At 29.0% G+C, this 26,976-nt stretch carries 23 protein-coding genes; 15 read left to right on the top strand and 8 right to left on the bottom strand.

Translation table 11 applies throughout. From position 1 onward, the window contains the following. Positions 1–133 precede the first annotated feature (133 nt). The 5 genes from Q0997_RS06925 to Q0997_RS06905 all read left to right on the top strand — a co-directional run bounded on the left by Q0997_RS06925 (position 134) and on the right by Q0997_RS06905 (position 4,917). A complete protein-coding gene (locus Q0997_RS06925; RefSeq protein ID WP_299886563.1) occupies positions 134–532 on the top strand; it encodes a hypothetical protein in 399 nt (132 codons plus the stop codon). Positions 533–650: 118 nt separating this feature from the next. Continuing rightward, a complete protein-coding gene (locus tag Q0997_RS06920; RefSeq protein WP_299886562.1) occupies positions 651–1,175 on the top strand; it encodes a thioredoxin family protein in 525 nt (174 codons plus the stop codon). Between the two features lie 121 nt (positions 1,176–1,296). Beyond that, the gene (locus Q0997_RS06915; protein ID WP_299886559.1) at positions 1,297–1,518 is read left to right on the top strand and encodes a hypothetical protein; all 222 of its coding nucleotides are present in this window, start codon (positions 1,297–1,299) and stop codon (positions 1,516–1,518) included. Between the two features lie 64 nt (positions 1,519–1,582). After that, a complete protein-coding gene (locus Q0997_RS06910; protein ID WP_299886557.1) occupies positions 1,583–2,266 on the top strand; it encodes a GLPGLI family protein in 684 nt (227 codons plus the stop codon). 5 nt (positions 2,267–2,271) lie between these two features. Beyond that, entirely contained in the window at positions 2,272–4,917 is a 2,646-nt protein-coding gene (locus Q0997_RS06905) for a carboxypeptidase-like regulatory domain-containing protein (RefSeq protein ID WP_299886555.1), read from the top strand. Here Q0997_RS06905 and hutH read toward each other — a convergent pair. Next, positions 4,914–6,425 (bottom strand): histidine ammonia-lyase, encoded by a 1,512-nt coding sequence (gene hutH, locus Q0997_RS06900; protein WP_299886552.1) that lies wholly within the window; start codon positions 6,423–6,425, stop codon positions 4,914–4,916. The genes Q0997_RS06905 and hutH overlap by 4 nt on opposite strands. Before the next feature lie 125 nt (positions 6,426–6,550). Here hutH and Q0997_RS06895 point away from each other — a divergent pair, with 125 nt between their 5' ends. Next, entirely contained in the window at positions 6,551–7,912 is a 1,362-nt protein-coding gene (locus Q0997_RS06895) for a TlpA disulfide reductase family protein (RefSeq protein ID WP_299886549.1), read from the top strand. 19 nt (positions 7,913–7,931) lie between these two features. Next, the gene (locus Q0997_RS06890; protein WP_299886546.1) at positions 7,932–8,975 is read left to right on the top strand and encodes a TlpA disulfide reductase family protein; all 1,044 of its coding nucleotides are present in this window, start codon (positions 7,932–7,934) and stop codon (positions 8,973–8,975) included. A 75-nt stretch (positions 8,976–9,050) separates the two neighbouring features. On the opposite strand, the gene Q0997_RS06885 is transcribed toward Q0997_RS06890, so the two are convergent. Next, positions 9,051–10,610 carry an NAD(P)H-hydrate dehydratase gene (locus Q0997_RS06885; protein ID WP_299886543.1) on the bottom strand — a complete coding sequence of 520 codons (1,560 nt, stop codon included), beginning with the start codon at positions 10,608–10,610 and terminating at the stop codon, positions 9,051–9,053. Positions 10,611–10,948: 338 nt separating this feature from the next. Between Q0997_RS06885 and thrA the strand changes: the two genes are divergently transcribed. The 4 genes from thrA (at position 10,949) to Q0997_RS06865 (ending at position 16,423) form a co-directional block, all read left to right on the top strand. After that, on the top strand, positions 10,949–13,393 hold the full coding sequence (thrA, locus tag Q0997_RS06880; protein ID WP_299886540.1) for a bifunctional aspartate kinase/homoserine dehydrogenase I: 2,445 nt from the start codon (positions 10,949–10,951) through the stop codon (positions 13,391–13,393). A gap of 6 nt (positions 13,394–13,399) precedes the next feature. Next, on the top strand, positions 13,400–14,320 hold the full coding sequence (locus tag Q0997_RS06875; protein WP_299886537.1) for a homoserine kinase: 921 nt from the start codon (positions 13,400–13,402) through the stop codon (positions 14,318–14,320). A gap of 1 nt (position 14,321) precedes the next feature. Further along, entirely contained in the window at positions 14,322–15,614 is a 1,293-nt protein-coding gene (thrC, locus tag Q0997_RS06870; RefSeq protein ID WP_299886534.1) for a threonine synthase, read from the top strand. Between the two features lie 260 nt (positions 15,615–15,874). Then, on the top strand, positions 15,875–16,423 hold the full coding sequence (locus Q0997_RS06865; RefSeq protein WP_299886531.1) for a hypothetical protein: 549 nt from the start codon (positions 15,875–15,877) through the stop codon (positions 16,421–16,423). A 56-nt stretch (positions 16,424–16,479) separates the two neighbouring features. On the opposite strand, the gene Q0997_RS06860 is transcribed toward Q0997_RS06865, so the two are convergent. From Q0997_RS06860 to msrA, 3 genes are all read right to left on the bottom strand, one after another. Beyond that, positions 16,480–16,782, bottom strand: a complete 303-nt coding sequence (locus Q0997_RS06860) for a hypothetical protein (RefSeq protein ID WP_299886528.1) — start codon at positions 16,780–16,782, stop codon at positions 16,480–16,482. 72 nt (positions 16,783–16,854) lie between these two features. Beyond that, positions 16,855–17,451: a GTP cyclohydrolase I FolE gene (gene folE / locus Q0997_RS06855; protein WP_299886526.1), complete on the bottom strand. Its 597-nt coding sequence runs from the start codon at positions 17,449–17,451 to the stop codon at positions 16,855–16,857. A gap of 4 nt (positions 17,452–17,455) precedes the next feature. Beyond that, the gene (gene msrA, locus Q0997_RS06850; RefSeq protein ID WP_299886523.1) at positions 17,456–18,010 is read right to left on the bottom strand and encodes a peptide-methionine (S)-S-oxide reductase MsrA; all 555 of its coding nucleotides are present in this window, start codon (positions 18,008–18,010) and stop codon (positions 17,456–17,458) included. Positions 18,011–18,187: 177 nt separating this feature from the next. Between msrA and Q0997_RS06845 the strand changes: the two genes are divergently transcribed. The 4 genes from Q0997_RS06845 to Q0997_RS06830 are packed head-to-tail and all read left to right on the top strand — an operon-like array spanning position 18,188 to position 22,738. Continuing rightward, complete coding sequence (locus tag Q0997_RS06845; RefSeq protein ID WP_299886520.1) at positions 18,188–20,668, top strand: DUF5916 domain-containing protein; 2,481 nt, start codon at positions 18,188–18,190, stop codon at positions 20,666–20,668. Between the two features lie 51 nt (positions 20,669–20,719). Further along, positions 20,720–21,382 carry an ABC transporter ATP-binding protein gene (locus Q0997_RS06840; protein WP_299886517.1) on the top strand — a complete coding sequence of 221 codons (663 nt, stop codon included), beginning with the start codon at positions 20,720–20,722 and terminating at the stop codon, positions 21,380–21,382. A gap of 9 nt (positions 21,383–21,391) precedes the next feature. After that, positions 21,392–21,955, top strand: coding sequence for a CPBP family intramembrane glutamic endopeptidase (locus Q0997_RS06835; protein WP_299886515.1), 564 nt, complete (start codon positions 21,392–21,394; stop codon positions 21,953–21,955). 18 nt (positions 21,956–21,973) lie between these two features. Then, entirely contained in the window at positions 21,974–22,738 is a 765-nt protein-coding gene (locus tag Q0997_RS06830; RefSeq protein WP_299886513.1) for a TIGR02757 family protein, read from the top strand. Positions 22,739–22,797: 59 nt separating this feature from the next. Here the strand turns inward: Q0997_RS06830 and Q0997_RS06825 are convergent, their stop codons facing one another. The 3 genes from Q0997_RS06825 to Q0997_RS06815 form a co-directional block, all read right to left on the bottom strand. Further along, a complete protein-coding gene (locus Q0997_RS06825) occupies positions 22,798–23,127 on the bottom strand; it encodes a DUF6799 domain-containing protein (RefSeq protein ID WP_299886511.1) in 330 nt (109 codons plus the stop codon). Between the two features lie 129 nt (positions 23,128–23,256). Continuing rightward, positions 23,257–24,882, bottom strand: a complete 1,626-nt coding sequence (locus tag Q0997_RS06820) for an aryl-sulfate sulfotransferase (protein WP_299886508.1) — start codon at positions 24,880–24,882, stop codon at positions 23,257–23,259. A gap of 142 nt (positions 24,883–25,024) precedes the next feature. Beyond that, positions 25,025–26,932 carry a peptidase M61 gene (locus Q0997_RS06815; protein ID WP_299886505.1) on the bottom strand — a complete coding sequence of 636 codons (1,908 nt, stop codon included), beginning with the start codon at positions 26,930–26,932 and terminating at the stop codon, positions 25,025–25,027. Positions 26,933–26,976: the final 44 nt, after the last annotated feature.

Below are 26,976 nucleotides of genomic sequence, written 5' to 3'. Positions count from 1 at the left end.
TGAGGTTAAAGCCTACAAAATCCTATTGATTTTGTAGGCTTTATTTTTAATATTAATTAATTAAAATTTGATTAAAAAACGTATGTATTTTTAAACTTTGTTCAATACATTTGACTCATTATATCCCTAATAAATGAAACAAATTGAACTCCCTTATTGCTCACTTAAAATTGAAGGACAAATAATAATTTCTATTATTAAAGAAGGAATACATATTACCGAAGCGGTAAGTAAAGAAATTATAAATACTATAAAAGAATATATTAAAAACAAGCCTTTTGTCTATATATCACATAGATTACACTCTTATTCTGTAGATCCAATAACCTATCTTTCAATTTCAAAAATTAATGAATTATTAGGTTTTGCTGTAGTGTCAAATAACTCATTATCTCTTCAAAATATAGAAATAGAAAAACTTTTCTTAAAAAAACCGTTTGAAAGTTTTGATCTATATGATGATGCTATTAATTGGGCAAATACACTCATTAAAACTAATTATTCAACACAAAAATTCACCAAGTTAAATTAGCCAGTTAAAACAATTCACTTGAATCAATATTTATAGTTTGAATAAATTGAATTGATGCAGCAATATCGTCATGAAGCACTTTATATTTTTAAAGTACTTAAATATTAAAATAACTACAATGAGCAAAAAAAAAACACTAACAATAACACTTATAATATTCTCCTTTTTTAATTGTGGTACTACTAAACAAAATCCAAAAAATGAAACCATGTTCATAGGACAAATAAATCTTCTAGATTTAAAAGATGAAAAACATACTGAATGGTTTAATAAAAATTATAACACATACAGGCTAAAACATAACTATTTAGAAGAATTAAAAAAAATCCCCAAAGATTATACTGTCTCTATTTACTTAGGTAGTTGGTGTAACGATAGCCAAAGGCAAGTACCACGGTTTTTAAAAATATTAGATAGTATTAATTATAATATAAACAACTTAAAATTATTTGGTTTGGACAAAAAGAAAACATCTCCTAATAAGGTAGAATTGGGTAAGATTATAAATTATGTTCCTACAATAATTATATATAAAAAAGGGAAAGAAATAAATAGAATTGTTGAAACCCCAATAGAATCTCTAGAACAAGATTTACTTAAAATTCTCAAAAACAACACCTACAAACACACCTATTTAGACTAAGAATCCGTGATCATATTATTAAATTGTTTTAAATTAAATTTTATAATAACATATTAATTTTTTTTAAACAAATATTACTTTTAAATTTGATTGATTATAAACCAATTAAATTTATTAAATTATGAAAAAAGTCTTAAGTAGTGTGTTTACACTAATGCTATTTGTATCGCTTGTAAATGCTACTACATTTGAAAAAAATGAGTTCACAAAGGATTGTCATTTAAGAGGTTGCCAAATGGTTGAACAGTATGAAGCTATTTTTGGAGAAGCAACAGAAGAAGATGTAGATTATGCATATAGTGTTGGATACGAGCTTTGCATGGGAACTTACAATGATGATTAAAAAAAGAGCTGTCATATTTATAAATACTTATGATGGCTTATTTTTATTTTATTAAAATTTAATTATGAAAAACATTATTACAATAATAACAATATTACTTTTGTCTAACTCAACATACTGTCAAAATGGAGTTATAACATATATAATTACTCCAACAGTAGATTTATCAAATGAAAAAAGAGCTGATATACATGATGAGTTAGAATTAATGTCTTTCCAATTAGTATATAATAAAGAAAAATCATTTTTTAAAAAAAACAAAAATGTTCCAATAAAAAAGCTAGCATCTATAATGGCATCTATTGCTTCTGGTTCTAAAGAAGAGATTCATCAATTAGTAAATGATAAAAAAACAATTTACATTTCTGAAATCAGTAGTAAAGTATATAGAGTAGTAGATACTTCTAAAATGAATAATTGGAAACTTACAAACGAATCTAAAATAATTGAGAATTATGAATGTTATAAGGCTACATTAACCCTATTTAACACACGTAGTCAAAAAGATTATATTATAGAAGCTTGGTATACACCCCAAATACCTGTTCCATTTGGCCCCATTGGATATGGTGGCTTGCCTGGACTAATTTTAGAATTAAAAAACAGAAATGGTTTTGTATACACTCCTGAGAGTATAAAGTTAAACTTAAAAAAAATTAAAATCCCCAAATTAGAGAATGCTGAAGAAATATCAATAAAAGAAAAATTAATACTACGTAAAAAAGAACGAAAAGTAACTAAAGATTAATATTTATGAGATACATTATACTAATAGTATTGTTTTTTTATAATACTGTTTGTTTTTCTCAATCTACTTTATATGGTAATATTTCAGGGTCAGATAATAATACTTTACAAAATGTTAATATTTTAGCTTTTCCTTTAGATAAAGAAGCTAATATGTCTTTTTCTACTTCTAAAGCTAATGGTAGTTATTCCATAGAACTAAAAGATAATACTACTTACAAATTAACATTAAGCCATATCGGTTATATTACTTACAATGATACCTTAACTGTTAAAAAAAACAACTTAAAAAAAAATTTCACACTACAACTAGATCCAAACGAACTTAAAGAAGTTATACTAGAATACAAACCAGATATTAACGTAAGAAAAGATACTATTACCTACAATGTATCTGCTTTCGTAAACGGTAATGAACGTAAATTAAGAGAAGTTTTAAAAAAATTACCTGGTGTTACAGTAGATAAAAAAGGTAATGTGGAATCTCAAGGAAAAAAAGTAACACAAGTATTAGTAGAAAATAAAAAATTTTTTAATGGTAATACTAATGTAGCTGTTAATAATATTCCTGCTGATGTCGTAAAAGAAGTAGAGATAATTGATGACTACCACGAAACTGCTTTTATGAAAGGCATTGAGAATAGTGAGGAAATTGCCTTAAATATCAATTTACAAGATGATAAGAAAAATTTTATTTTTGGAGATTTAGAAGCTGGTATTGGTATAGATAAAAAATATAAAGTACATCCTACGTTTTTTAAATATGGAACAAAAGCAACTTATAACTTAATTGGTGATTTAAATAATACAGACGAAAAATCTTTTACTATTAAAGATTTAATAGATTTTGAAGGCGGTTTTGATAAAGACAATATTACAAATATTTATAGCTCGAGTTTAGCACAATCTTTTCGTGTACAAGATTTTAATGAGAACAAACATAAATTTGGTGCTTTAAATTTTCAACTTAACCCTAATACAAAAAATGAGTTTAGAATATTTGCTATTGGTATGTTAGATAAATCTAAATACAAAAATAGGTATTCAAATACTTATGTAACAGATAATAATAGTAAACAAATTAGAAAAACAAATACTCAAGACAATTTACATGCTTTATTCTCAAAACTTCATTATAAATACAAAGGTGATAATAATACAGAATTAAAAATGGAGAGTCGCTTAGATATTTCTGACCTAAAAAGTGCTTTTATAAATACTACTCAATTTTTAAATAACAATTTTAATTATAACACCAATACTATATTAGATGAAACTAAATTTTCATTAGCTGTAGATTACAAAAATAAAATTAACAAAACACACACCTTTACTTTCAATACTAGTTATACTAACAAAACACGTAACGGTTTAAATAATTGGTTAAGTCAAGATAATTTATTTAACGATGCTATCCCAATTCAAAATTCTAACTTTTATACTATTGTTAATCCAAATAATTATATAGACAATATTCTAGATGCCACATTAAAATATTATTGGATAGTTAACCGCAAAACACATTTAAATTTTGGTATAAAAAATGAGTATTTACATAATAATTTTGATTACTCTACTTATCAAGAACTAAATAACGGTAATCAAAATGTTTTTCAAGATTTTTTAAATGAAACAAAAAGCAATTATAACAAATTTGAGTTTTATATAGAAACTAAAAAGGTTTTTGGCAATTTTTTACTAGAAACAAAAATAACTCTAGAACAAAACAACTGGAAAAGTGATCAATCTACTATAAACTTTAACAAAAACAAATCTTTTATTTTACCAAATGCAATCTTAAGTTGGGAGCCTACAAATAAAAAAAAATTAAAAATAAGTTATAGAAACGAAAGTCGTTTTTTTCACTTTAGAAATAGTGTTGTTAGCAATCAAATACGCAATTTTAATTCTTTATTCTTGGGTGATGAGAATTTACCTTTAAGTAAATACGAAGTATTTTCTATAAACTATAAAAATTACAAATCTTACAGCATTAGTTATTATCCATCATTTACTTACAGAAAGAGATCTAAAGAAGTGATAAACCAGACAGTATTAAATAATATATATAATGTAACTTCTCCGACAACCTTAAACACTCCAAATGAAAGCTATCATTTAAGACTAAGAACAAAATATAATAGAAAATATTTTAATATTAGCTTGACACCTAGTTACGAAATATTTAATTTTAAATCTATTATTAATAATGTTATTACAAATAATAAGAATCACACATTTTCTACGTATTTAGATTTTAAAACTAATTTTGAAGAAAATATAAATTACGATTTTTCTATTAATTACAACAACAGAATAAACAATAGTGATACTTTTAAAAGTATAGTAAATTCTACTAATATATATTTAGGGCTATCCCATGAATTAGAAAAATGGACTTTTAAAATTGATGGTTCTCAAACTTATTTTAAAAGTAAAAACGCCATAGATAGAAATAGCGATTTTAATACATTTAATTTTTCAATATTATATCATAAAGAAGATAATCCTTGGAGTTTTGAATTGAAAGCAAAAAATATTTTAAACAACCAATCAAACAATACTTCATCTTTTAATGGTATTGTATTAGAGCTAGATGAAACATTTGTTTTTCCTAGGTATGTTTTATTTAATGTTTATTATAAACTTTAAGAAAACAATTCACTTGAATCAATATTTATAGTTTGAATAAATTGAATTGATGCAGCAATATCGTCATGAAGCACTTCATCTTCTTCTATAAAAGGCACTTCTACCCTATAACTTTGTAAAAACAATTCAATAAAATCACTAGACTTTAAAGGAGATCTAAATTGTAATGCCTGTGAAGCGTTAAAGAGTTCTATAGCTAAAACACGTTCTACATTATCTATTAAAGTATAGGCTTGAGTTGCAGCGTTTGCTCCCATACTTACATGATCTTCTTGACCATTTGATGACACAATTGAATCTATAGAAGCAGGAGATGCTAATTGTTTATTAGCACTCACAATACTTGCTGCTGTATATTGCGGTATCATAAATCCAGAATTTAATCCAGGATTATTAACCAAAAAGGCAGGCAAACCTCTTAATCCAGATACAAGTTGAAATATTCTTCTTTCAGAAATGTTTCCTAATTCTGCCATAGCAATTTTTAAATAATCTAAAGCTAAAGCTAATGGCTGCCCATGAAAATTACCACCAGAAATAATTTCGTCTTCTTTTGAAAAAATATTTGGATTATCTGTAACAGAATTTATTTCTATTGTAAATGTTTTCTCTACAAAAGATAGAGTATCCTTTGTAGCCCCATGTACTTGAGGAATGCAACGAAATGAGTATGGATCTTGAACGTGCTGTTTTGCTTGACCAATAATCTCGCTGCCGTCTAAAAACTCACGAACACGGCCAGCGGTTTTTAATTGTCCATTATGTGGTCTCACTATATGGATTAGTTCATTAAAAGGTTCTATTCTGCCATCAAAAGCTTCTATAGAAACACTTCCTATTAAATCTGCCAAATAAGAAAGTTTGTATGATTTTAATAGTAAATACACACCATAAGCACTCATAAATTGTGTACCATTTAACAAGGCCAAACCTTCTTTAGATTGTAATTGAATTGGTTCCCAGTTAAATTCTTTAAGAACCACTTCTGAAGAAACAACGTTTCCTTTATAATTTACTTTACCTTTTCCTATTAATGGTAAAGACAAATGAGCTAAAGGCGCTAAATCACCTGATGCTCCAAGTGAGCCTTGAGTATAAACAATTGGTAAAATATCATTATTATAAAAATCAACTAAACGCTCTACCGTTTCAATTTGACTTCCAGAATGCCCATAATTAAGAGATTGAATTTTTAATAACAACATTAATTTTACAACTTCCTGCGGCACTTCTTCTCCTGTTCCACAGGCATGAGACATCATTAGATTTTCTTGAAGCTTCGTTAAATTCTCCTTAGATATTTTAACATTATATAAAGAGCCAAACCCCGTATTTATACCATAAATCGGTTTAGTTTCTCCTTGTAATTTTTTATCTAAAAAAAGGCGGCAGTTTTTAATACGTATTGCTGCTTCTTCTGATAATGCTATTTGCTTTTTTTCGTTTATAATAGCATTTATAGTAGTTAAATCTAATGTTTTAGATGATATATAATGTACTGTACTCATAAAGTTAATTTATAGAGCATCAAAAGTCAACAATCAGAAGTTGATATGCAAGAAATGTTAATAATTTATGAAAATGATAAAAAATAAGAATAATCCATTACTTTTGATTAAATAAATTTTGTGTTATGAAAAAATTATTAATATGCATTTCCGCGATAGCAATTGTAGCTTGTAAAGAAGATCCAAAAATTGACTATACTATACTATCTGGTGAATTTGGAGATACTAAAGCTAAAGAAATAACTTTAATTGGCGGTGATGTTGAAGAAAAAATAGCTATTGATGCAGAAGGTAAGTTTTTAGATACTTTAACAATAAAAGAAAATGGATTTTATACTTTAAGCTTGGGTAGAGAACGTGCTAATTTATACCTTAAAGCTGGTGCTAATATTGCTATTACAAAAGACTCATTAGGTTTTAGTTTTTCTGGTGTTGGAGCAAAAGAAAGTTCATATTTAGCATCTAAGAATTCAAATAACAAGAAATTTAAAGGTAATGCTCAATCATTTTATACACTTGACGAAGCTGCATTTAAAGAAAAAGTAAATGAAATAAAAGAAAGCCATAAATCGACTTTAGATATAACTGAAGGATTGGATAAAAACTTTATTAACACTGAATTAAAAAATCTTGAATATGATTCTTACGCAGCTTTAGATCAGTATGAAAATGCACATTCTTATTTTACCAAGAATGATACTTTTAAAACCTCTGATAATTTTTTACCTAAAGCTTTTAAAGATTTAATATATAATGATGTTAATGCTTACAAAACATCTTCATCATATCAACGACTTGCATTTAAGAGTGTTATGGACCCTATTTATGAAGGTTTAGAGGATTATAATAGTATTACTCCTTCAGATTTAAGTACTATTAGCACTATAGAAATTCCTGAATTAAAAAATAAAATTGTTCAATATTTGGCAGGTATGGCTTTGTCTCCTGCTAATGCTAGTTTAACTGAAACTTATGCATTTTTAAATAACAATACAACAGACGAAAAAGTAAAGAAAGAATTAAAGAAGGGTCTAGAAAGAGCAGAGAATTTAGTAAAAGGAAAACCGTCTCCTGTATTTGTAAATTATGAAAACCATAAAGGAGGCACTACTTCTCTTTCAGATTTAAAAGGTAAATATGTTTATGTCGATGTTTGGGCTACTTGGTGTGGACCATGTAAAGCAGAAATTCCTTCTCTTAAAAAAATAGAAAAAGAATACCACGATAAAAACATTGCATTTGTAAGCACATCTATTGATGTTGCAGATTCTCACCAAAAATGGGTAGACATGGTTAATAAAGAAGAACTTGGTGGTGTACAACTAATGGCAGATAATGATTGGAAATCAAAATTTGTAGTTGATTATGGTATTAATGGAATACCACGATTTATCTTAATAGATCCTCAAGGAAATATAGTTAATGCTGATGCTCCAAGACCATCTAATCCAAAATTAAAAGAACTATTTAATAGTCTTAATATATAATTCCATAAAAAAACTCATGATGAAAAAATTATTAATATGCTTGTCTGCAATAGCAGTAATAGCTTGTAAAGAAGAACCTAAAGATTACGTAACACTAGCCGGCAAAATTGCTAACAAGAATAGTGATTCATTATTTGTATATCAAGGAAGGCAGTTTTCTAAAACTATAAAAGTTAATGAAGATGGAACCTTTAGCGATACTTTAAAAGTTGTAAAAGGTATGTATGGTATATATGATGGTAATGAGTCAACAAATGTTTTTTTAAAAAATGGTTATGATTTAAACTTAACTCTTGATACTAAAGAATTTGATGAATCCATTAAATTTTCTGGTAATGGAGCAGAATCAAACAACTATTTAGTAAAAAAAGCATTAATGCAGGAAAACCTAATAAACCCTAGCATTTTTGATTTAGATGAAGATGAGTTCAAAAAGAAAGTAGCAGAAATTGAAACAGAAATGAATGGCTTTTTAGAAAACAACAATAACGGTTTAGATTCTATGTTGGTTGCTAACGAAAAACTACAAATTAGCCAATTTAATAAAGGTATATCTGGAGCATATAAACAGCAAAAAGCTAGAGCAACCCAATTTGCAGATTTTATAGGTAAACCTTCTCCAGATTTTGTTAATTATGAAAACGTAAAAGGAGGCACAACCTCTTTAGCCGATTTAAAAGGGAAATATGTTTATATAGATGTATGGGCAACTTGGTGTGGTCCATGTATAAGAGAAATTCCTTCTTTAAAGGAAATTGAAAAAGATTTTCATGATAAAAACATAGAGTTCGTAAGCCTTTCTGTTGATGATGGTAGAGGCTTTAAAGGTGATGCAGCAGCAGCAAAAGAAGGTTGGAAAAAAATGATTAAAGAAAAAGAATTAGGTGGTATTCAAATATTATCTGACAAAGGATGGAAATCTGATTTTGTTCAAGGTTACAAAATTAATGGAATTCCTAGGTTTATATTAATAGATCCAGCTGGGAATGTTGTAAATGCCGATGCTCCTAGACCTTCTAGTTCTAAATTAAGAGAATTATTAAATGGATTAGAAAATATATAATATTTATTTAATCTAGAATAAAAAAGCGACCGTATGTACTTACGGTCGCTTTTTATATAACTACATTGTATTTATCTACTCTTCTCCATCATCCGCTTGTTCAACTTGAGGCTGCTCAGGTTGCCTAAATAAATCCAAATAAGCTTCACCAATACCTTCAATAACATGACTAGCTATTAAGCTTTGGTAACCAAAATCTTCTATTAATAAATCGGCAGATTTACCATGCAAATAAACAGCAAAAATTGTTGCTGCTATAGCCTCATATCCTTGGGAAATTAAACCAGTAATCATACCTGTTAAAACATCTCCTGTTCCAGCTGTTGCTAAACCAGGGTTGCCAGTAGTATTTACATACAATTTTTCAGCAGTAACAACTATAGAATTTGCTCCTTTTATAACAATAATTAAATTATATTTTTTTGCTAAAGCTTTGGTTTTCTTTAGCTTATCAAAATCATCTTTCCATTTACCTATTAATCGTTCTAATTCATTTGGATGCGGTGTTAAAACAGTTTGTTCTGGTAGTAGTTTTAATAGTGCTTTCTTCTTACCTAAAATATTTAAACCATCTGCATCTATAACCAAAGGAGTTATATTCGTTTTTAAGAAATCTTCTAAAGCAGAAACCGTTTTAGTATTTGTACCAATACCTACACCTAAACCTATTACTGTAGGTTCTATATCAAAATCAATTTTTGTAATTTTATCCTCATCAGTATCTGTTATAACCATAGCTTCAGGGAAAGAGGCCTGTAAAGCAGTATATCCACATTTTGGAACATATGCTGTGACTTTTCCTGCTCCAACAGCTAATGCCGCTCTACTTGCTAAAGTTACGGCTCCAATTTTACCATAACTTCCTCCTATAATTAAACTATGCCCATAAGTTCCTTTATGACTATATTTTTCTCTTGGTTTATATATTGGCAGCACTTCGTTTTTGCCAATTAAGTCAGCTTCAGTTGGCGTTGTAAATAAATATTCTGGATCTATACCAATATCTAATACTTCCCATTGCACAGTATATTTTGCAGTTTCCGGTAAAAAGAAAACTAATTTAGGGGTTTGAAAACTAAGTGTATATCCTGCGTTAACTACTGCTTCAGGATCATCCACTACTCTATCTGTATAGAGTCCTGATGGGACATCTATAGATAATGTAAAGGCTTTGGTAATTCTAAAATGATTGAATAGGGCTTTTACCCAATCATCTACAGGTCTATTAATACCAATACCAAAAATAGCATCTACAATTATATCTTTTTCATCTATTAATATTTCACTAAAATCTTCAGCACAACTTAATAATGTTGGCCATTCTTTAGTCACGTTTTTAATACGATCATAATTAATAAGAAAATCTTTAGAACGTTTATCACTACAATTAATTACATAAGTTTTTACATTATAACCATGAGTAATTAAATGCCTAGCAACTACTAAACCATCTCCACCATTATTTCCTATCCCGCAGAACACATGAATTGGTACTTGAGCGCCCTGCATACGCATATGCAACCAATTAAAAATTTGCGTTCCAGCTCGTTCCATTAAATCTGTCGAAGATATATTTTGTTTTTCTGCTGTTAATTTATCACCAGCATAAATTTGTTCTTTTGAGAATATTTTCATTTAAAAAAAATTAATAATTTTTAACTTTTAACCGTTTATAGTTTCAAAAAATGAAATAAATTGGTTTTAATTTCAGAATTTTATAAAAATGTGATTTTTGTTTTGTTATTAGCGTAAATGTAATACATTTACCAAGTATTGCACAGAAAAAATGTATAACAACTCGCAAATAAACACAATTAACTACACTTCTACTCTAGAGGTTGTTTTTGCTATGTTCACATTTACTACTATTATTACGATTACCCTTTTGGGTGCTTAATTATATATACCTCCGACCTTTGTAGTAGTACACTACTACCTAATTTAACAAATCACAACATTATAATTAAATACAAATGCAAGTATTAAAATTTGGAGGAACATCTGTAGGTTCTTCAGAAAACATAAATAAAGTCATTACAATTTTAGAAGATTATTCTAAAAGTAACAATGTAATTTGCGTCGTTTCTGCTGTAGGCGGAATAACAGATAAATTACTTAAAGCTGGCCATTTAGCAAAAAACAAAAATGAAGATTATATATCTGAATATGATTTTATTAGACAAAAACACATCACTATTTTAAATGAATTAATTCCAAATAAAAACCAGTCAGTTTTTGAGATATTGGAAAAGAAATTAAATGATTTAAAAGACCTATTAGATGGTATTTCTTTAATTAATGAGCTTTCTCCTCAAACCTCAGATAGATTAGTTAGTTTTGGCGAATTATTATCTTCATACATAATTGCTGAGACTTTAATTGCTAGAAATAGTAATGCAAAGCAAAAGAATTCTCAAGATTTAATTGTTACAAATTCAAATTTCACAAAAGCAGAAGTTAAATTTAAATCTACTAATATAAATATTAGAGAGTATTTTAATAATGCTAATCAAAATATTACAGTTTTACCTGGATTTATCTCAAAATCAGATTCTGGAGAAATCACAACTTTAGGACGTGGAGGTTCAGATTATACTGCTGCCATTATAGCTGCTGCTTTACACATCAAAAAACTAGAAATATGGACAGATGTTAGTGGCATGTACACTACTAATCCAAAATTAGTTAAGCAAGCCTATCCTATAAAGCGTATAAGTTATCAAGAAGCTATGGAATTGTCGCATTTTGGTGCTAAAGTACTATATCCTCCAACTGTTCAACCAGTATTAGATTTGGAAATACCTATTCATATAAAAAATACTTTAGATCCAGAAGCAGATGGGACAATTATATCTAATGAAGGTAATAATAAAACTTCTGCAGTTACAGGCATTACAAACATTAACAATATTGCATTGTTAACTTTGCAAGGTAATGGTATGGTTGGCGTTCCAGGCTTTTCAAAACGTTTATTTGAAACTTTAGCTCAGAAAAAAATAAATATAATTCTAATTACTCAAGCTTCATCAGAGCATTCCATTTGTTTTGGTATTTTAGAGGATGATGCTGATTTAGCTGAAGTTTCAATTAATGAAACTTTTGAGTATGAAATTTCAATGCACAAAATCGATCCAATAATCGTTGAAAGAGGTTTGTCCATTATCGCGTTAATTGGTGATAAGATGAAAAGCCATCAAGGGATTAGTGGAAAGATGTTTAGTACTCTAGGTAAAAATAACATCAATATTAGAGCTATTGCTCAAGGAGCATCAGAAAGAAGTATTTCTGCTGTAATAACAGAAAAAGATGTTGAAAAAGCTTTAAATACGTTGCATGAACGTTTTTTTGAGGGTAATATTAAGCAGCTTAATTTATTTATTACTGGTGTTGGTAATGTTGGAGAAAAACTAATAGATCAAATAGAACAGCAAAATCAATTTTTAAATAAAAACTTAAAAATTAACTTAAAAATTGTTGGGCTTTCTAACTCTAGAACTATGGTTTTTAATCCAGAGGGCATTCCATTTGACTCTTGGCCTAGAAAATTACAACAAGGAACGAAATCTAGTTTAAATGGTTTTATAGAAAAAACAATAGCATTAAACTTACGTAATAGTATTTTTATAGATATTACTGCTAATAAAGAACTATCTGGTTTGTATTCTGACTATTTAAAAAATAGTATTGCAGTGGTTGCGTGTAATAAAATTGCTTGTTCTAGTGATTTTGAAAGCTATAGTAATTTAAAACATCTTTCTCGCAAATATAATACTCCTTTCTTATTTGAAACTAATGTTGGTGCTGGACTACCGGTTATAAATACTTTAAATAATTTAGTGGCATCTGGCGATAAAGTCATTTCTATACAAGCAGTTTTATCTGGAAGTTTAAATTTTATATTTAACAACTTTAATGATAGAAAGAATTTTCATGACACAGTTAAACAAGCACAATTTGAAGGCTATACAGAACCAGATCCTAGAATTGATTTAAGTGGTATTGACGTAGCTAGAAAAGTATTGATATTAGCTAGAGAAAATGGAACAGACTTAAATATAGACGATATTGTAAATGAATCTTTCTTAACCAAAGCAAATCTAGAAAGTGATTCTGTTGATGACTTTTATGACTCATTAATTGCAGATGAATCACATTTTCAAAAATTATATGCTTCTGCTAAATCTAAAGATTGTCAACTTAAATATGTTGCAGAATTTAATGATGGAAAAGCAAAAGTTGGACTTAAAGAAATTCCAGAAGGTCACCCATTTTATAATTTAGAAGGCAAAGACAATATTGTTATGTTTTATACACAACGTTATCCAGAACAACCTATGATTATTAAAGGAGCTGGAGCTGGAGCAGATGTAACTGCTTCTGGTTTATTTGCAGATATTATCCGTATTGGAAACTTATAAAATGTTATGAAAGAAATAAAAATACTATCGCCTGCTACTGTTGCAAATGTATCATGCGGCTTTGATGTTTTAGGGTTTTGCTTAGAGTCCATAGGTGATGAGATGGTTATTAGAAAAACTAATAAAAAAGGAATACATATAACCAAAATTGAAGGCTACGATTTACCTTATGAGGCAGAAAAAAATGTTGCTGGTGTATCTGCTTTAGCTATGCTTAATGATGCAAAACCAGATTTTGGTTTTGAAATAGAAATTTATAAGAAAATTAAGCCTGGAAGTGGTATTGGAAGTAGCTCAGCTAGTGCAGCTGGAAGTGTTTGGGCTATGAATGAGTTATTAGGAAGGCCATATAATAAAACTGAAATTACTGCATTTGCAATGAAAGGTGAAGCCTTAGCTAGTGGATGCGAACATGCAGATAATATTGCTCCTGCCATTTTTGGAGGCTTTACATTGGTAAAGTCTATAGCACCTCTTAAAGTATTAGAAATTCCAACACCAGTTGAATTATATGCTACAATTATACATCCTGAAATTGAAATAAAAACATCTGAAGCACGTGCAGTTTTACCCACAGAAATACAGCTTTCTAAAGCAATCACCCAATGGGCAAATGTAGGTAGTCTTATTCATGCTATGCATAGTAATGATTACGATTTAATTAAAGCCTCTTTACATGATGCTATTGTTGAGCCACACCGCAGTAAATTAATACCTCATTTTAATGCTGTTAAAAACGAAAGTATAAAAGCTGGTGCGCTCGGTGCTGGTATTTCTGGTTCTGGACCATCAATTTTCACTTTAAGTAAAGGCAAAGAAAATGCTAGTGTAGTTGCTGAAGCTATGAAAAAAGTATACTCAAAAACCAATATAAATTATAATTTATATATTTCTAAAATTAATACCCAAGGCATAAAAATCATATAAAATGAACTATTACTCACTTAACCGAGAAGCTCCCAATACTACATTTAAAGAAGCTGTAATAAAAGGATTAGCGCCAGATAAAGGTTTGTATTTCCCTGAAAGCATTACTCCTTTACCTGTAGATTTTTTTAAAAATATTGATCAATTAAGTTATAACGAAATTGCTTTTGAAGCTATTAAACAATTTGTTTCTCCAGATATTCCTGAAGCTGTTTTAAAAACAATTGTAGAAGAAACACTGTCGTTTAACTTCCCAGTAGTAAACTTAAATAACAATATATCTACTCTAGAACTCTTTCATGGACCAACAATGGCTTTTAAAGATGTTGGTGCCAGATTTATGGCACGTTGTTTAGGTTATTTTAATAAAGATAACTCTAATGAAGTAACAGTATTAGTAGCAACCTCTGGAGATACTGGCGGAGCAGTTGCTAATGGATTTTTAGATGTAAAGGGAGTAAATGTAGTTATCCTCTACCCTAGCGGAAAAGTTAGCGAAATACAAGAAAAGCAATTAACAACACTTGGAAAAAATATTACTGCACTTGAAGTAGATGGTGTTTTCGATGATTGCCAAGATATGGTAAAGCAAGCCTTTTTAGATCCTGAGTTAAACCATTATAAACAATTAACATCTGCTAATTCTATAAATGTAGCGCGTTGGTTGCCTCAACTGTTCTATTTTATATTTGCTTATAAAGAACTGCATAACACATACAATGATATAGTGTTTTCAGTACCTAGTGGCAATTTCGGGAATATTTGTGCAGGCATGATGGCTCAACAACTAGGTTTGCCAATAAAACATTTTATTGCTGCAAACAATCTTAATAATAGTGTAACAGATTATCTAGAAACTCAAGAATACAAACCAAAGAAATCCATACAAACTATTAGTAATGCAATGGATGTAGGTAACCCAAGTAATTTGGTTAGAATTCAAGAAATTTACAGTAATTTCTTAGATTTAAAAGCTAACATGTCTTCATTTAGCTTTACAGATCAAGCCACAAGTGATGCTGTTAAAGAAATATACGACAACTATAACTATGTTGCAGATCCACATGGAGCAGTTGGTTATTTAGGTTGCAAAGCCTATTTAGCAAAGAACCCTAACGCCCATTGTGTATTTTTAGAAACTGCACATCCAACAAAGTTTTTAGACGTTGTAGAAGATGTTATTAAAGAAAAGCAGCCTTTGCCAAAGCAAATAGAAGCTGTTATGGGTAAAGAAAAAGTTTCGATTAAAATTAATAACTATAGCGAATTAAAAGAGTTTCTTTTAAAAAATTAAATTTATTTATTTACTACAATTACTCTCTATAGCATTTTATGTTTTAGGATTATATGCGCTATTAATTCCACACGTTTCTTAAAACAAACCTTTATGTATATATAACAAAACACCAATACTAAAATCAATTATCATCATTAGCAAAACAATTAAGCAACTCATTTTCAATTAATTAAATTTGCGTAATTCAAAAAAAAATATTACTTTAATAAAATATAAGCCGCTTATATTTAGTATTAACCCCTAAACGCCTACTTAAAATGAGAACTATCCTGCACCTAACGTTAGTAATATTTCTTTTTACTCAAACCACTTTTAGTCAAGAAATAAATTATCAAGAAGTAACCAAAATTGTTGTTGGAGAACAATACTCGGATGAAGATGTACAAATTGTAAAAGAAGAAATTGTCAAAAGTGGTAAGCAAAATGCTGCTATAAAACTATTGGATTTAAACAATAGCTTATTTTTAACTGCAAATGTGGAAGGACGAAAAATTACTAAAGCTTGTGTATCAACTTACATTGCTAAAGAAAAAAATAGAGAATATGTAGAAAAACTATATAAAGAAGTTCTAGCACTTAAAAAAAAGGCTGAAAGTAATAACAGTTCTAGATCTGAATTAATAAAATTAAATGACCAAATTAAAAAATACAATTCGCTTAACGATAAACAGACAAAAGCTGTAAGTAATTATAACAAGTGCATGAATAAACAAAGAGCATTAAAAAAGGAGTATAATGATATTACAGATAACTTATATAAAGTATATACTATCAAAAAAACTACAGCAATTGCAAATAATAATTAAAAGATAAAGCTCTTAATATTAATTTACATTAAGAGCTTCTTTTTGTTTTATATAAATTACTTTACCTCAATAATTGTTTCTTCATTTGGGCTTGTTATTACATAAGTGTAAAACCACATAATAGTAAATGTAGGTATAACATCTAATCCTGGTAGAATTTCCTCAACAAAGGTTACTGCTGCTGCAATTTTACCCTTTTTTCCTTTATACATTTTAGTCATTAACCAAGAAGATGCTGGTGCCCAGAATAAATCGAAAAATTCTCCTAAAACAGGAACCAAAAAACTAGCATATCCCATAGCATCAAAAAGAATACTTAAAGCTAATTTTTTATATTTGTTTGTGTTGTGTAAAGTCATTGTTTGTATTGTATTAATACTAAACAGATTGCAAATAGTGTTCCAAAAAAATAAATGTCAGATTTTATTTCTTTAGCTCAATTTTGAACTAATTAAATTTAAAAACTCTGTACGTGTTTCTATGTTTTGAAAAGCACCTCTAAAACCAGAAGTTGTGGTTACAGAATTCTGTTTTTGTACACCTCGCATTTGCATACACATATGGCTAGCTTCTATTACTACTGCAACACCTTCAGGCTTTAATGTATCGTTAATACAATCTAAAATTTGATGAGTTAAGCGCTCTTGTACTTGTAGTCGTCTTGAAAAAACATCTACAATTCTAGGCAATTTACTTAGACCAACAATATGTCCATTAGGAATATAAGCTATATGTGCTTTACCAAAGAAAGGCAATATATGATGTTCGCAAAGGGAGTAAAACTCAATGTCTTTTACTATAACCATATCATTATACTCTTCTTTAAACATAGCTCCACTCAATATTTCGGCAGCATTTTGTTCGTAACCTTGAGTTAAAAACTGCATCGCTTTAGCAGCACGTTCTGGAGTTTTTAACAAACCATCTCGAGAAGTGTCTTCTCCTAACTCTTCAATAATACTTTTATAACGCTCTTTAACATCATCTGTTACTTTTATATTATATTCTTCAAATTTTCTGTACGGCATTTTATTAAATTATTTTTACTTTAAGTTTATCTTTATAATAAGTATTTATTTTTTTAATTTTTGGATGTATTACAAATTGACAATAAGAATTTTCTTTATTACGTTCATAGTATTGTTGGTGTTCAATTCCCGCATTATAAAAAACATCTAAAGCAGTTACTTCTGTAACTATTGGTGCATTAAAAACATTTTCCATATTTAAATGTGCTATAAATGCCTCTGCTTCATTTTTCTGTATTTCAGTATTATAAAATATAGCAGATCTATATTGACTTCCTACATCATGTCCTTGTCTATTTAGAGTTGTTGGGTCGTGAGTAGCAAAAAATATTTCTAACAGTTCAAGAAAACTAATTTTAGTATTATCAAAATAAATTTGAATGCCTTCAGCATGCCCAGTATTACCTGTACAAATTTCACGGTAGGCTGGATTTTTTATAAAGCCGCCAGTATAGCCTGAAACAACATTTATAACACCTTCTACTCTATTAAATACAGCTTCTGTACACCAAAAGCATCCATTAGCAAAAGTAGCTATTTGTGTGTTTTTTTCTTCCATTGTTTCAATTTAAATAAAAATCTAATGACTTTAACAGTATCAGTCGCAAAACGTATTCTTTTTTAACTTTTAATTATGAAATAAAAAATATGGTAAAAGTAGTTTTGCCTAACAAACTGTAACAATTATATATAAAAGATGTCTTTAGTACATCAATCAAAAACCTAATCCTACATAATGAAACATTTTTCAGTTTTCGCTTTTTCATTGCTAATCACATTGAATATTTTTGCTCAAGACAAAAAAACATATAACATAAATCGAACAGACACTCCACCAAAAATAGATGGTATTTTAGATGATGCTGTATGGGAAACTGCACAACTTGCTACAGATTTTATTCAATTTAGACCTACTGTAGGAAAAACAGCTCCAGAAAACAAGCGCACTGAGGTTAAAATGACTTACGATGATTCGGGTATTTACATTGCTGCAAGATTATATGATTTAAAAGAAGATATGATGCGTCAATTTACGCAACGTGATAACTTTGGCCAGTCCGATTTTTTTGCTGCCGTTTTTAATCCAAATAATGATGCTCAAAATAACACTGAATTTTTTGTATTTAGTTCTGGTACTCAAGCAGATGCTGTACAAAATTCAAGTGGTGAAGATTTTGGTTGGAATGCAGTATGGGAAAGTGCTACTAAAACCTTAGATGATAGCTGGATTGTTGAAATGAAAATACCGTATCGCGCATTGCGTTTTACACAACAAGAAAACCCTACTTGGGGAATACAATTTCATAGACATTATAGAAATACAAGAGAACAATCTACTTGGAATGCATTTGATGTAACAAGTGGTGCTCAAATTGGTTTTTATAATGCAGAACTAAAAGGGTTAAAAAATTTAAAACCACCCACAAGACTAAATTTTTATCCATTTGCCTCTGCTGTATTTGATGATTTTGATGGAGAATTTAATAAAGATTTAAATGTTGGTTTAGATATTAAATATGGTATTACAGAAAACTTCACTTTAGACGCTACTTTAATTCCAGATTTTAGTCAAGCAGGTTTTGATAATGTAGAACTCAATTTAGGTCCATTTGAGCAACAATTTTCTGAGCAAAGACAATTCTTTACAGAAGGACTCGATTTATTTAGAAAAGGTAATTTATTCTTTTCTAGACGAATAGGAAGTGCCCCAATTGGTAGACCAAATTTGGAAGAAAATGAAGTTTTAGATGAAGATTTTCCTTTGAAAACGAATTTATTAAATGCTATAAAAATTTCTGGTCGTACAAAAGGCGGTTTAGGTATTGGTTTTTTTAATGCTATTACCGAAAAAACTAAAGTGAGAATTAAAAAAACTGAAATAGAAGATGATCCAAATACAACACAAAATGAAGAAGTATTTTCATTTAGAGATGAAATTGTAGAACCTATAGCTAACTATAACATACTAGTTGTTGACCAACAATTTAATAAAAATTCTTCTGTAAGTTTAATTAATACAAATGTTACAAGAAATGGTTCTGGTTTTAGAGACGCTAATGTTACTGGTCTTATTGCAAATCTTGCTAACAAAAGCAATACTTATAGTTTGAATGCTCAGGCAAAAATGAGTAATGTTAATTTAACAAATGGTATAGAAACAGGTTTAAGTGGTAGCGCCTTTTTTGGAAAAACAAGTGGTCAATATCGTTTTAGTGCAGATTATAGCTTTGCGGATACTAAATATGATATTAATGACATGGGAATACAGTTTAGAAATAATTTTAGTAATTATGGTGCTGATGTTTCATATAGAATTTTCGAACCTACAGAAAAACATAATAACTTTAGTATAAATGCTTGGTTTAACTACAGGCAATTATTCGAACCAAATACTTACACTGGCAAAAACTTTGGTGCACGTGTATTTGCTGTTGGAAAAGAAAGTCTTATGGCATATGGAGGCAACTTTAATGTACAACCAGGTAAACAATTTGATTATTTTGGACCAAGAGTTGCTGGTCGTTATTTTATAAGTGAAGATTGGTTAAATATGCGCGCGTTTTTATCTTCAAATTATAACAAAACATTTGCACTTGATGCTAACATAGGATATGAGACGCTCTTTGAAAATGGGCGTAACTATGAAAGTGTATTCTTTGGCTTAGAGCCTAGAGTAAAAGTAAACGAAAAATTTATAGTAGTATATGAATTTCAATGGGATCAAGAATTACGTGAACGTGGTTGGGTTGATTTTATTGATGACGACATAATTTATGGACAACGCGATCAAATAACTATTGAGAATAGTGTTTCTGCTAACTATAACTTCAATCCTTTTCATGGTTTAACTCTAAGTTTTAGAAACTATTGGAGTGCCGTGCAATATGAAAATAATTTATTTGCTTTAGGAGAAAATGGTCGTTTAAACAGAGATGACAATTACACAAAAGAAGATATTGCCGATCCTGATGTAAACTTTAGTTCATGGAACTTAAACCTTACATATTCTTGGCAATTTGCACCTGGTAGTTTTTTAACGGCTCAATATAGAAATAGAATTGCTAACTTTAATAATAATGGAGCTCAGAGTTTTAATAGTAGTTTAGATGAATTATTTAGTAACCCAAAAGGAAATACTGTTTCTTTAAAAATGGTATACTTTATTGACTACAACAATATTAAAAACGTATTTCAAGGAAAATCTAAAACCATATAAACCTTGTACAGTTCTTTACAAAGTGCTATTTTCAACTTTTAAAATTGCACTATGATTAAAGCTGAGAATATTCACAAATACTATGATGACTTACACGTTTTAAAAGGCGTAAATGTCCATATAAAAAAAGGGGAAGTTGTTTCTATTGTTGGTGCATCTGGAGCTGGAAAAACCACATTGCTACAAATCTTAGGGACTTTAGATGTTATTTCTAAAAAGAATAACTCTTCACTAGTTATTAATGAGCAAAACATTGGATCGCTTTCTGAAAAAGGACTAGCTAAATTTAGAAATGAACATATTGGATTCATTTTTCAGTTCCATCAATTATTACCAGAATTTACAGCTATAGAGAACGTTTGTATTCCTGCATTTATAAAAAAGACACCAAAAGCTGAAGCAACAAAACGAGCAAAAGAATTATTAGATTTTTTAGGTTTATCTCATCGTTATGACCATAAACCTAATGAATTATCTGGAGGAGAGCAACAACGTGTTGCTGTAGCTCGTGCTTTAATAAATAACCCTAGTCTTATTTTTGCAGACGAACCATCTGGTAATCTCGATAGCGAAAGTGCAGAGAATCTTCACAATTTATTTTTTAAGCTTCGTGATGAATTTGGACAAACCTTTGTTATAGTAACACATAATGAAGAATTAGCAAATTTAGCAGATAGGAAGTTAACAATGGTTGATGGTAAAATATTAGGTTAAAAACATAACATGAATAAAACATTTATTGATATTATTACATTTCTTAAGGCACCAAATTGTGAGTCAAGAGAGAGTTTACCTATAAAACAAAAACTAATTGTTGTTTTATACACGCTATGTTTTTCTTTTATAGTTGCCATTAGTTTAGGAATGTTGATTTCTGTTTTTGATCATTTAGAAATTATAGACATGAACAAACATGCAAATTCTGAATTGTTTGAAAACTTTTCTCCAATAAAGGTGTTATTTTTAGTTGCTATTGTAGCTCCTGTTCTAGAAGAGCTTATTTTTAGAGCACCCATAACATTATTTTGTAAATATAACCGTCAATTTAAATACATATTTTATGCCTTTGCTATAGCTTTTGGATATGTACATCTTTTTAATTTTGAAATACACGCTTTAATTATTCTCCTATCTCCTATTTTAGTTTTACCCCAAATAATACTCGGTATGTTTTTAGGCTATATACGAATAAAATTAGGTTTACCATATTCTATTTTATTACATGGTTTATATAATGGCATTTTATCTGCTCCTATATTGTTATTTGGAGATATGTTAGGTGTTTAACTTTAAAATGTAATACAAATGAAAACAAATGAGCTAAAAGAATTTTTAGACTCTAAAGTAGAGCAATACAATAGATTAGATTTTATTGATACAGACCCTATCCAAATACCCCATCAATTTAGCAAAAAAGAAGATATTGAAATCGCAGGTTTTTTAACAGCAACAATAGCTTGGGGAAATAGAAAAAGCATTATTAATAATGCAAATAAAATGATGATCATGCTGCAACAATCACCTTATGATTTTGTTATAAATCATCAAGATAGTGATTTAATTCAGTTAGAATCTTTTGTTCATAGAACATTTAACGGTATAGATTTTATAACGTTTATAAAAGCACTTCAAAATATTTATATAAATCATAATGGTTTAGAAAGTATATTTTCAAAACATGTAAAAAATAATTCTATTCAATATGCGATACATGAATTTAAACAACTATTTTTTAAGATAGAACATATACAACGCACCCAAAAACATGTAAGTGATCCTTTAAAAAATTCAGCTGCAAAACGTATTAATATGTTTTTACGTTGGATGGTTAGAAATGATAACACAGGTGTAGACTTTGGTATTTGGAAAAGTATTTCTCCTTCAGTTTTATCTTGCCCTTTAGATGTTCATTCTGGTAATGTTGCAAGAAAACTAACGCTTTTAGAACGAAAACAAAACGATGGTAAAGCATTAATGGAGTTAGATACAAACTTGCGCAAATTTGATAAAGACGATCCTGTAAAATATGACTTTGCTTTATTTGGATTAGGCGTTTTTGAAGGTTTTTAGCAAAAAAAAATCGATGAATACACATCGATTTTATAAACTAGATTAAAAGTTGGTATCTTTTATTTTTTTCTCATTTTTTTCTTAAGTCTCTTAGCTAAATCCATTTGATTTTTATATTTCTTCCCACTTAATCCTAAACATTCTCCATCTTTTAAAGTCATTTTTTTATCTCCAACCATATAAGTTCCATCTTTATTAACAACAGTGCCATTATTAAGAGTTAATTTTTCAGCTAAAGGTTTTACTCCTTCAAAAGTATAATGAAACACTTTGCCATCAAGCAAAATAACATAATTACTATCTTCTAATTGTTTGTCTTGTTTTTCTTGTGCCATTGCTGTACCAATGCTCAATAAAAAAATAAAACTCATTAAAATAAACTTCTTCATTTTTATATATTTTTAGGTTAAAATTTTTATTATTATTTAATAAAGATATTAAAATAATTCTTCTTAACTACTCAATTTCAATTTCTATGCCAAAATTCAAGTAACATTATTAATTAAATAATTTAGAAGTTAATTTTTAACTAATTGTTTAACTACACTTCCTTTTTCAGAATGAATTTTAAGAATATAAATTCCAGATTTATAATTAGATAAATTTAAAACATTACTTCTTTCTTTTTCAAGAAGTTTTTGTCCAGTTATAGAAAATAGAGTCGTTTTTTCTATAGCTATCGAAGACTCAATAATTACTACATTTTTAGTAGGATTTGGTAAAACCTTAACCTTAAAAAACTCATTATTAAAACTTGTAATCCCTAATATACTACATGTAGATGATGGATTAATTTCTATAGGAGCATTTGGTGTTAAATCTTTACCAATAAACGCACTATAATCTGAGGTGTACTTAATAGCTCTAAATATAGAATTTTGTACTGGAGCTTCAGAAGTTGAAAATATTTGTCCTGTAGTATTATTAACTGGTACTATATATTTCCATAATATATCGTTGTTAGCATTTATTTCAATAATTTCACCTGTTCTTCCTTCACATATTAATGTGTTTCCATTTGGTAATCGTTGAGCACTACTTAATATTGCAGAATAAAAATTATCTGAGTTTGTATATATATAATCTGGGGCATTAGGCAAATATGATGTTAAACTTGTATAATTATAATTACCATTAGAATCAATTGGAGGATTTAATACAAATACTTCTGAAAATTCAGGAGTTCTTCCAGCTCCATTATTAAATAAAATAATTTTTCCTGCATCATTAAAACCATCTGGAATCCAATGTGGATAATGTTGACCATACAGCTTTCTATCTACCTCAGTTCCTACATTATAAGCTTGAGGATTTCCCCAACGGTATAAAAAATCACCACCTCTATTATATATACCTCCAGAACTTGTAGCAGCTTCAGTAGTAGTTGTAGAATGATCTATAATATATATTTCACTCATCTTACGAGAGCTTATAAGAATTTGATCTAATTGTTCATTATATTGAATGGAATTGAAATGAAGCCAATTAGGAGATAAATTTAAATTGTTTAAAAAATTAATATTTAATTTTCCTGGTTCCAGACTCACTGTACCGTAATTATTTTTATTAGGATCAAAATCTTGAATTAAATGATCTTTAACGTTCCATTCCCAAACAACATTATATTGATTTATACCAACTGGTTCTATTTCTACAATTTGCTCGTTATAAAGTTGTCCATTATTAATTAAATTGGGATCTCTACCTTCTTGAATAGCTTCTGTTTCAGACATAATAGTTGCTGCAAGAACTAAAACATTTCCGTTAGGCATAGGAAATATATCATGATGCTGCCTAAAGCTTGGACTATCATATTCTATTGACCATAATATATTACCATCCCAATCAAAGAGCTCAATCGCTCCACCTACTCCACCTAAAGTTATAGACGTAGTATCTGTTTTTCCTGCTCTTAGCAATGTTCCATTTTCTAATAAATACACTGCATTTCCTGGAGGATATACACTTTGCCATTCATTTATGACTTCTCCACAATCATTAATTAAAAACGTTTTAGTATGGACACTAAATAAAGTATAGCCTTGTTCTGTATCTGTTGGATTAAGGATAATCCCTACAGTATTTTGGGCTATTAAAAAAAATGGCAGCAAGAAAAGTAAAAGCGATACATTAAACTTTTTCATAAAAACATAATATGTAAAGGTTAGTCATTATTAAATACAATAACTTACAATCTATTGTTATCAATTATACCTTTTATTAAACTATGACATACAAAAAAAGCCCGATGCATTACATCAGGCTTTAAAATAGTATTTGTCTTTTTTAACCTTTTAACCAAGCTTCACGTAGTGCTTTTTGTTTTGCAGTAGCTTTTGGATTAGCTTGTAATGTTCTTCCTGTAGTATATGATTGTGTTAAAGTTGTTTTTACTACAACTTCTTCTCCCTTTCTATCAATACGAACATCTACTTCTCTACCTGGCTTCCACATAAATGCTTCTGTTAACATTTCTTGAGCTGTAGCTAGAGTTAGTTTTTTACCATCTATAGTCTTAATAACATCGCCTGGTAACACACCATTATCTGCCCAGAAACTATTGTTTTTTACAGCTTCAGAAAATGGAATAGTCCCAGTAGCCATATCTGGAGCAAAAATTAATTGACCATCGTTTTGGATATAATTTGTTGGTACTTTTCCTTCTATAAACTCTAACCCTGTTTTTGCAAAGAAGTCATTATAGTTAATTGGCGTATTACCTACAACATGTGTTTGTAAAAACTCACCAACACTTGGGTAAGTCATTTGAGTTATTTCAGAAATAAGGTTGTCATCTTCAAAAGGTTTGTTTTTACCATATTTAAGTGATAACTCTTTCATTAATGATAATATACCACGATTTCCATTACTTTCTTCTCTCATTAAAATATCAATACACATTCCTATTAATGCTCCTTTTTGATATACATTAACATATTGAGGTGCATATGGTTGCTCTAAAATATTTTCACTCATTTTAGTAAAACTCATAGCATCATTCATACTTAGCGATGATTGTATTTTACCAGCGATTTTTGAATAGAATTCTTTTTCGTCTACTAAGCCTTGATCTACTTGAAATAAAGTTGCAAAATATTCGGTTACGCCTTCATACATCCATAAATGCTTAGAGAATGTTGGCTGATTATAATCAAAGTAATGTACATCTTCAGAATGTACACTTAATGGTGTTACAATATGAAAAAATTCGTGTGACACGACATCAATCATACTTTCTGCTAGTGCTTCATCTGGCATAGACTCAGGTAATACCACTACAGTAGATGTATGGTGTTCTAATGCCCCAAAGCCTTTAGGTGATTCTGGCTTTCCTTCAGATAAATACAAGTATATATCATATCTAGGCGTGCTATTTATATCTCCTAAATATGTCTTTTGCGCTTGCATCATTTTTTCCATTGTTTCTCTAACTTTAGCAGCAGAATGTACTTTGTTAGGCGAGTATACACTTAAAACAATTTTAATATCACCTACTTTAAATTCTTCAACATCAAGGTTTCCATAAAACATTGGATTATCAGTAATATCAAAGTATCTAGGCGCAAAATAGCTAGAAGTCATAGAGACTCCATCTTTATTCATTACTGTACCAGTTTCCTGTAAAGCAGACGTTTTTTTCATTGTCTTTGGAGCGGTAACATCTAATTTATATTGTGCATTCTTTAAAGAATCAAAATATCCAATAAAACCATGAAGATTTAAAACATAATTTGTCGTTTCGATATTTGTTCCAGCTGGAGAAAACGGTACTTCAAGTCCAATACCACCACCTTGTGCTTCCATATCAAACGTATCATTAACGTTATACATGATTTTATCTAATTCACTGGCATTATCAATAGTCCAAGTATTGGTATCTGTTTTAGTTACAACTAATTCATTTCCTTTGTAATCAATTGCTTTAAAATCATCAATATACTTTCCAAAATCACTTACAGAATATGTTCCTTGAACAACTCGTGGTAATCTATAAGTCACTGTTTGTGTTGTAAAACGTCCAGGGTTTATAACCACAGGAGCTTTATCGTCAACCACTTTTGTTAAATCTAAAGTAGTTTCAATTGGGTTTAAAGTCGCTAAATCATTAGTAGATTTACTTCCTGCTGTTTTAGTAGAGTTACAACCCACCAAAAGAATACCAGCAAATGCAGCGGTAAAAATGTGTTTTTTCATGTTTATTAGTTTTGTTCTAGTCTCAATAATATTAAGACGCTCAA

This window comes from uncultured Lacinutrix sp. (assembly GCF_947500325.1).
GTDB lineage: Bacteria > Bacteroidota > Bacteroidia > Flavobacteriales > Flavobacteriaceae > Lacinutrix.
This window is presented reverse-complemented; position numbering and strand designations above follow the sequence as displayed.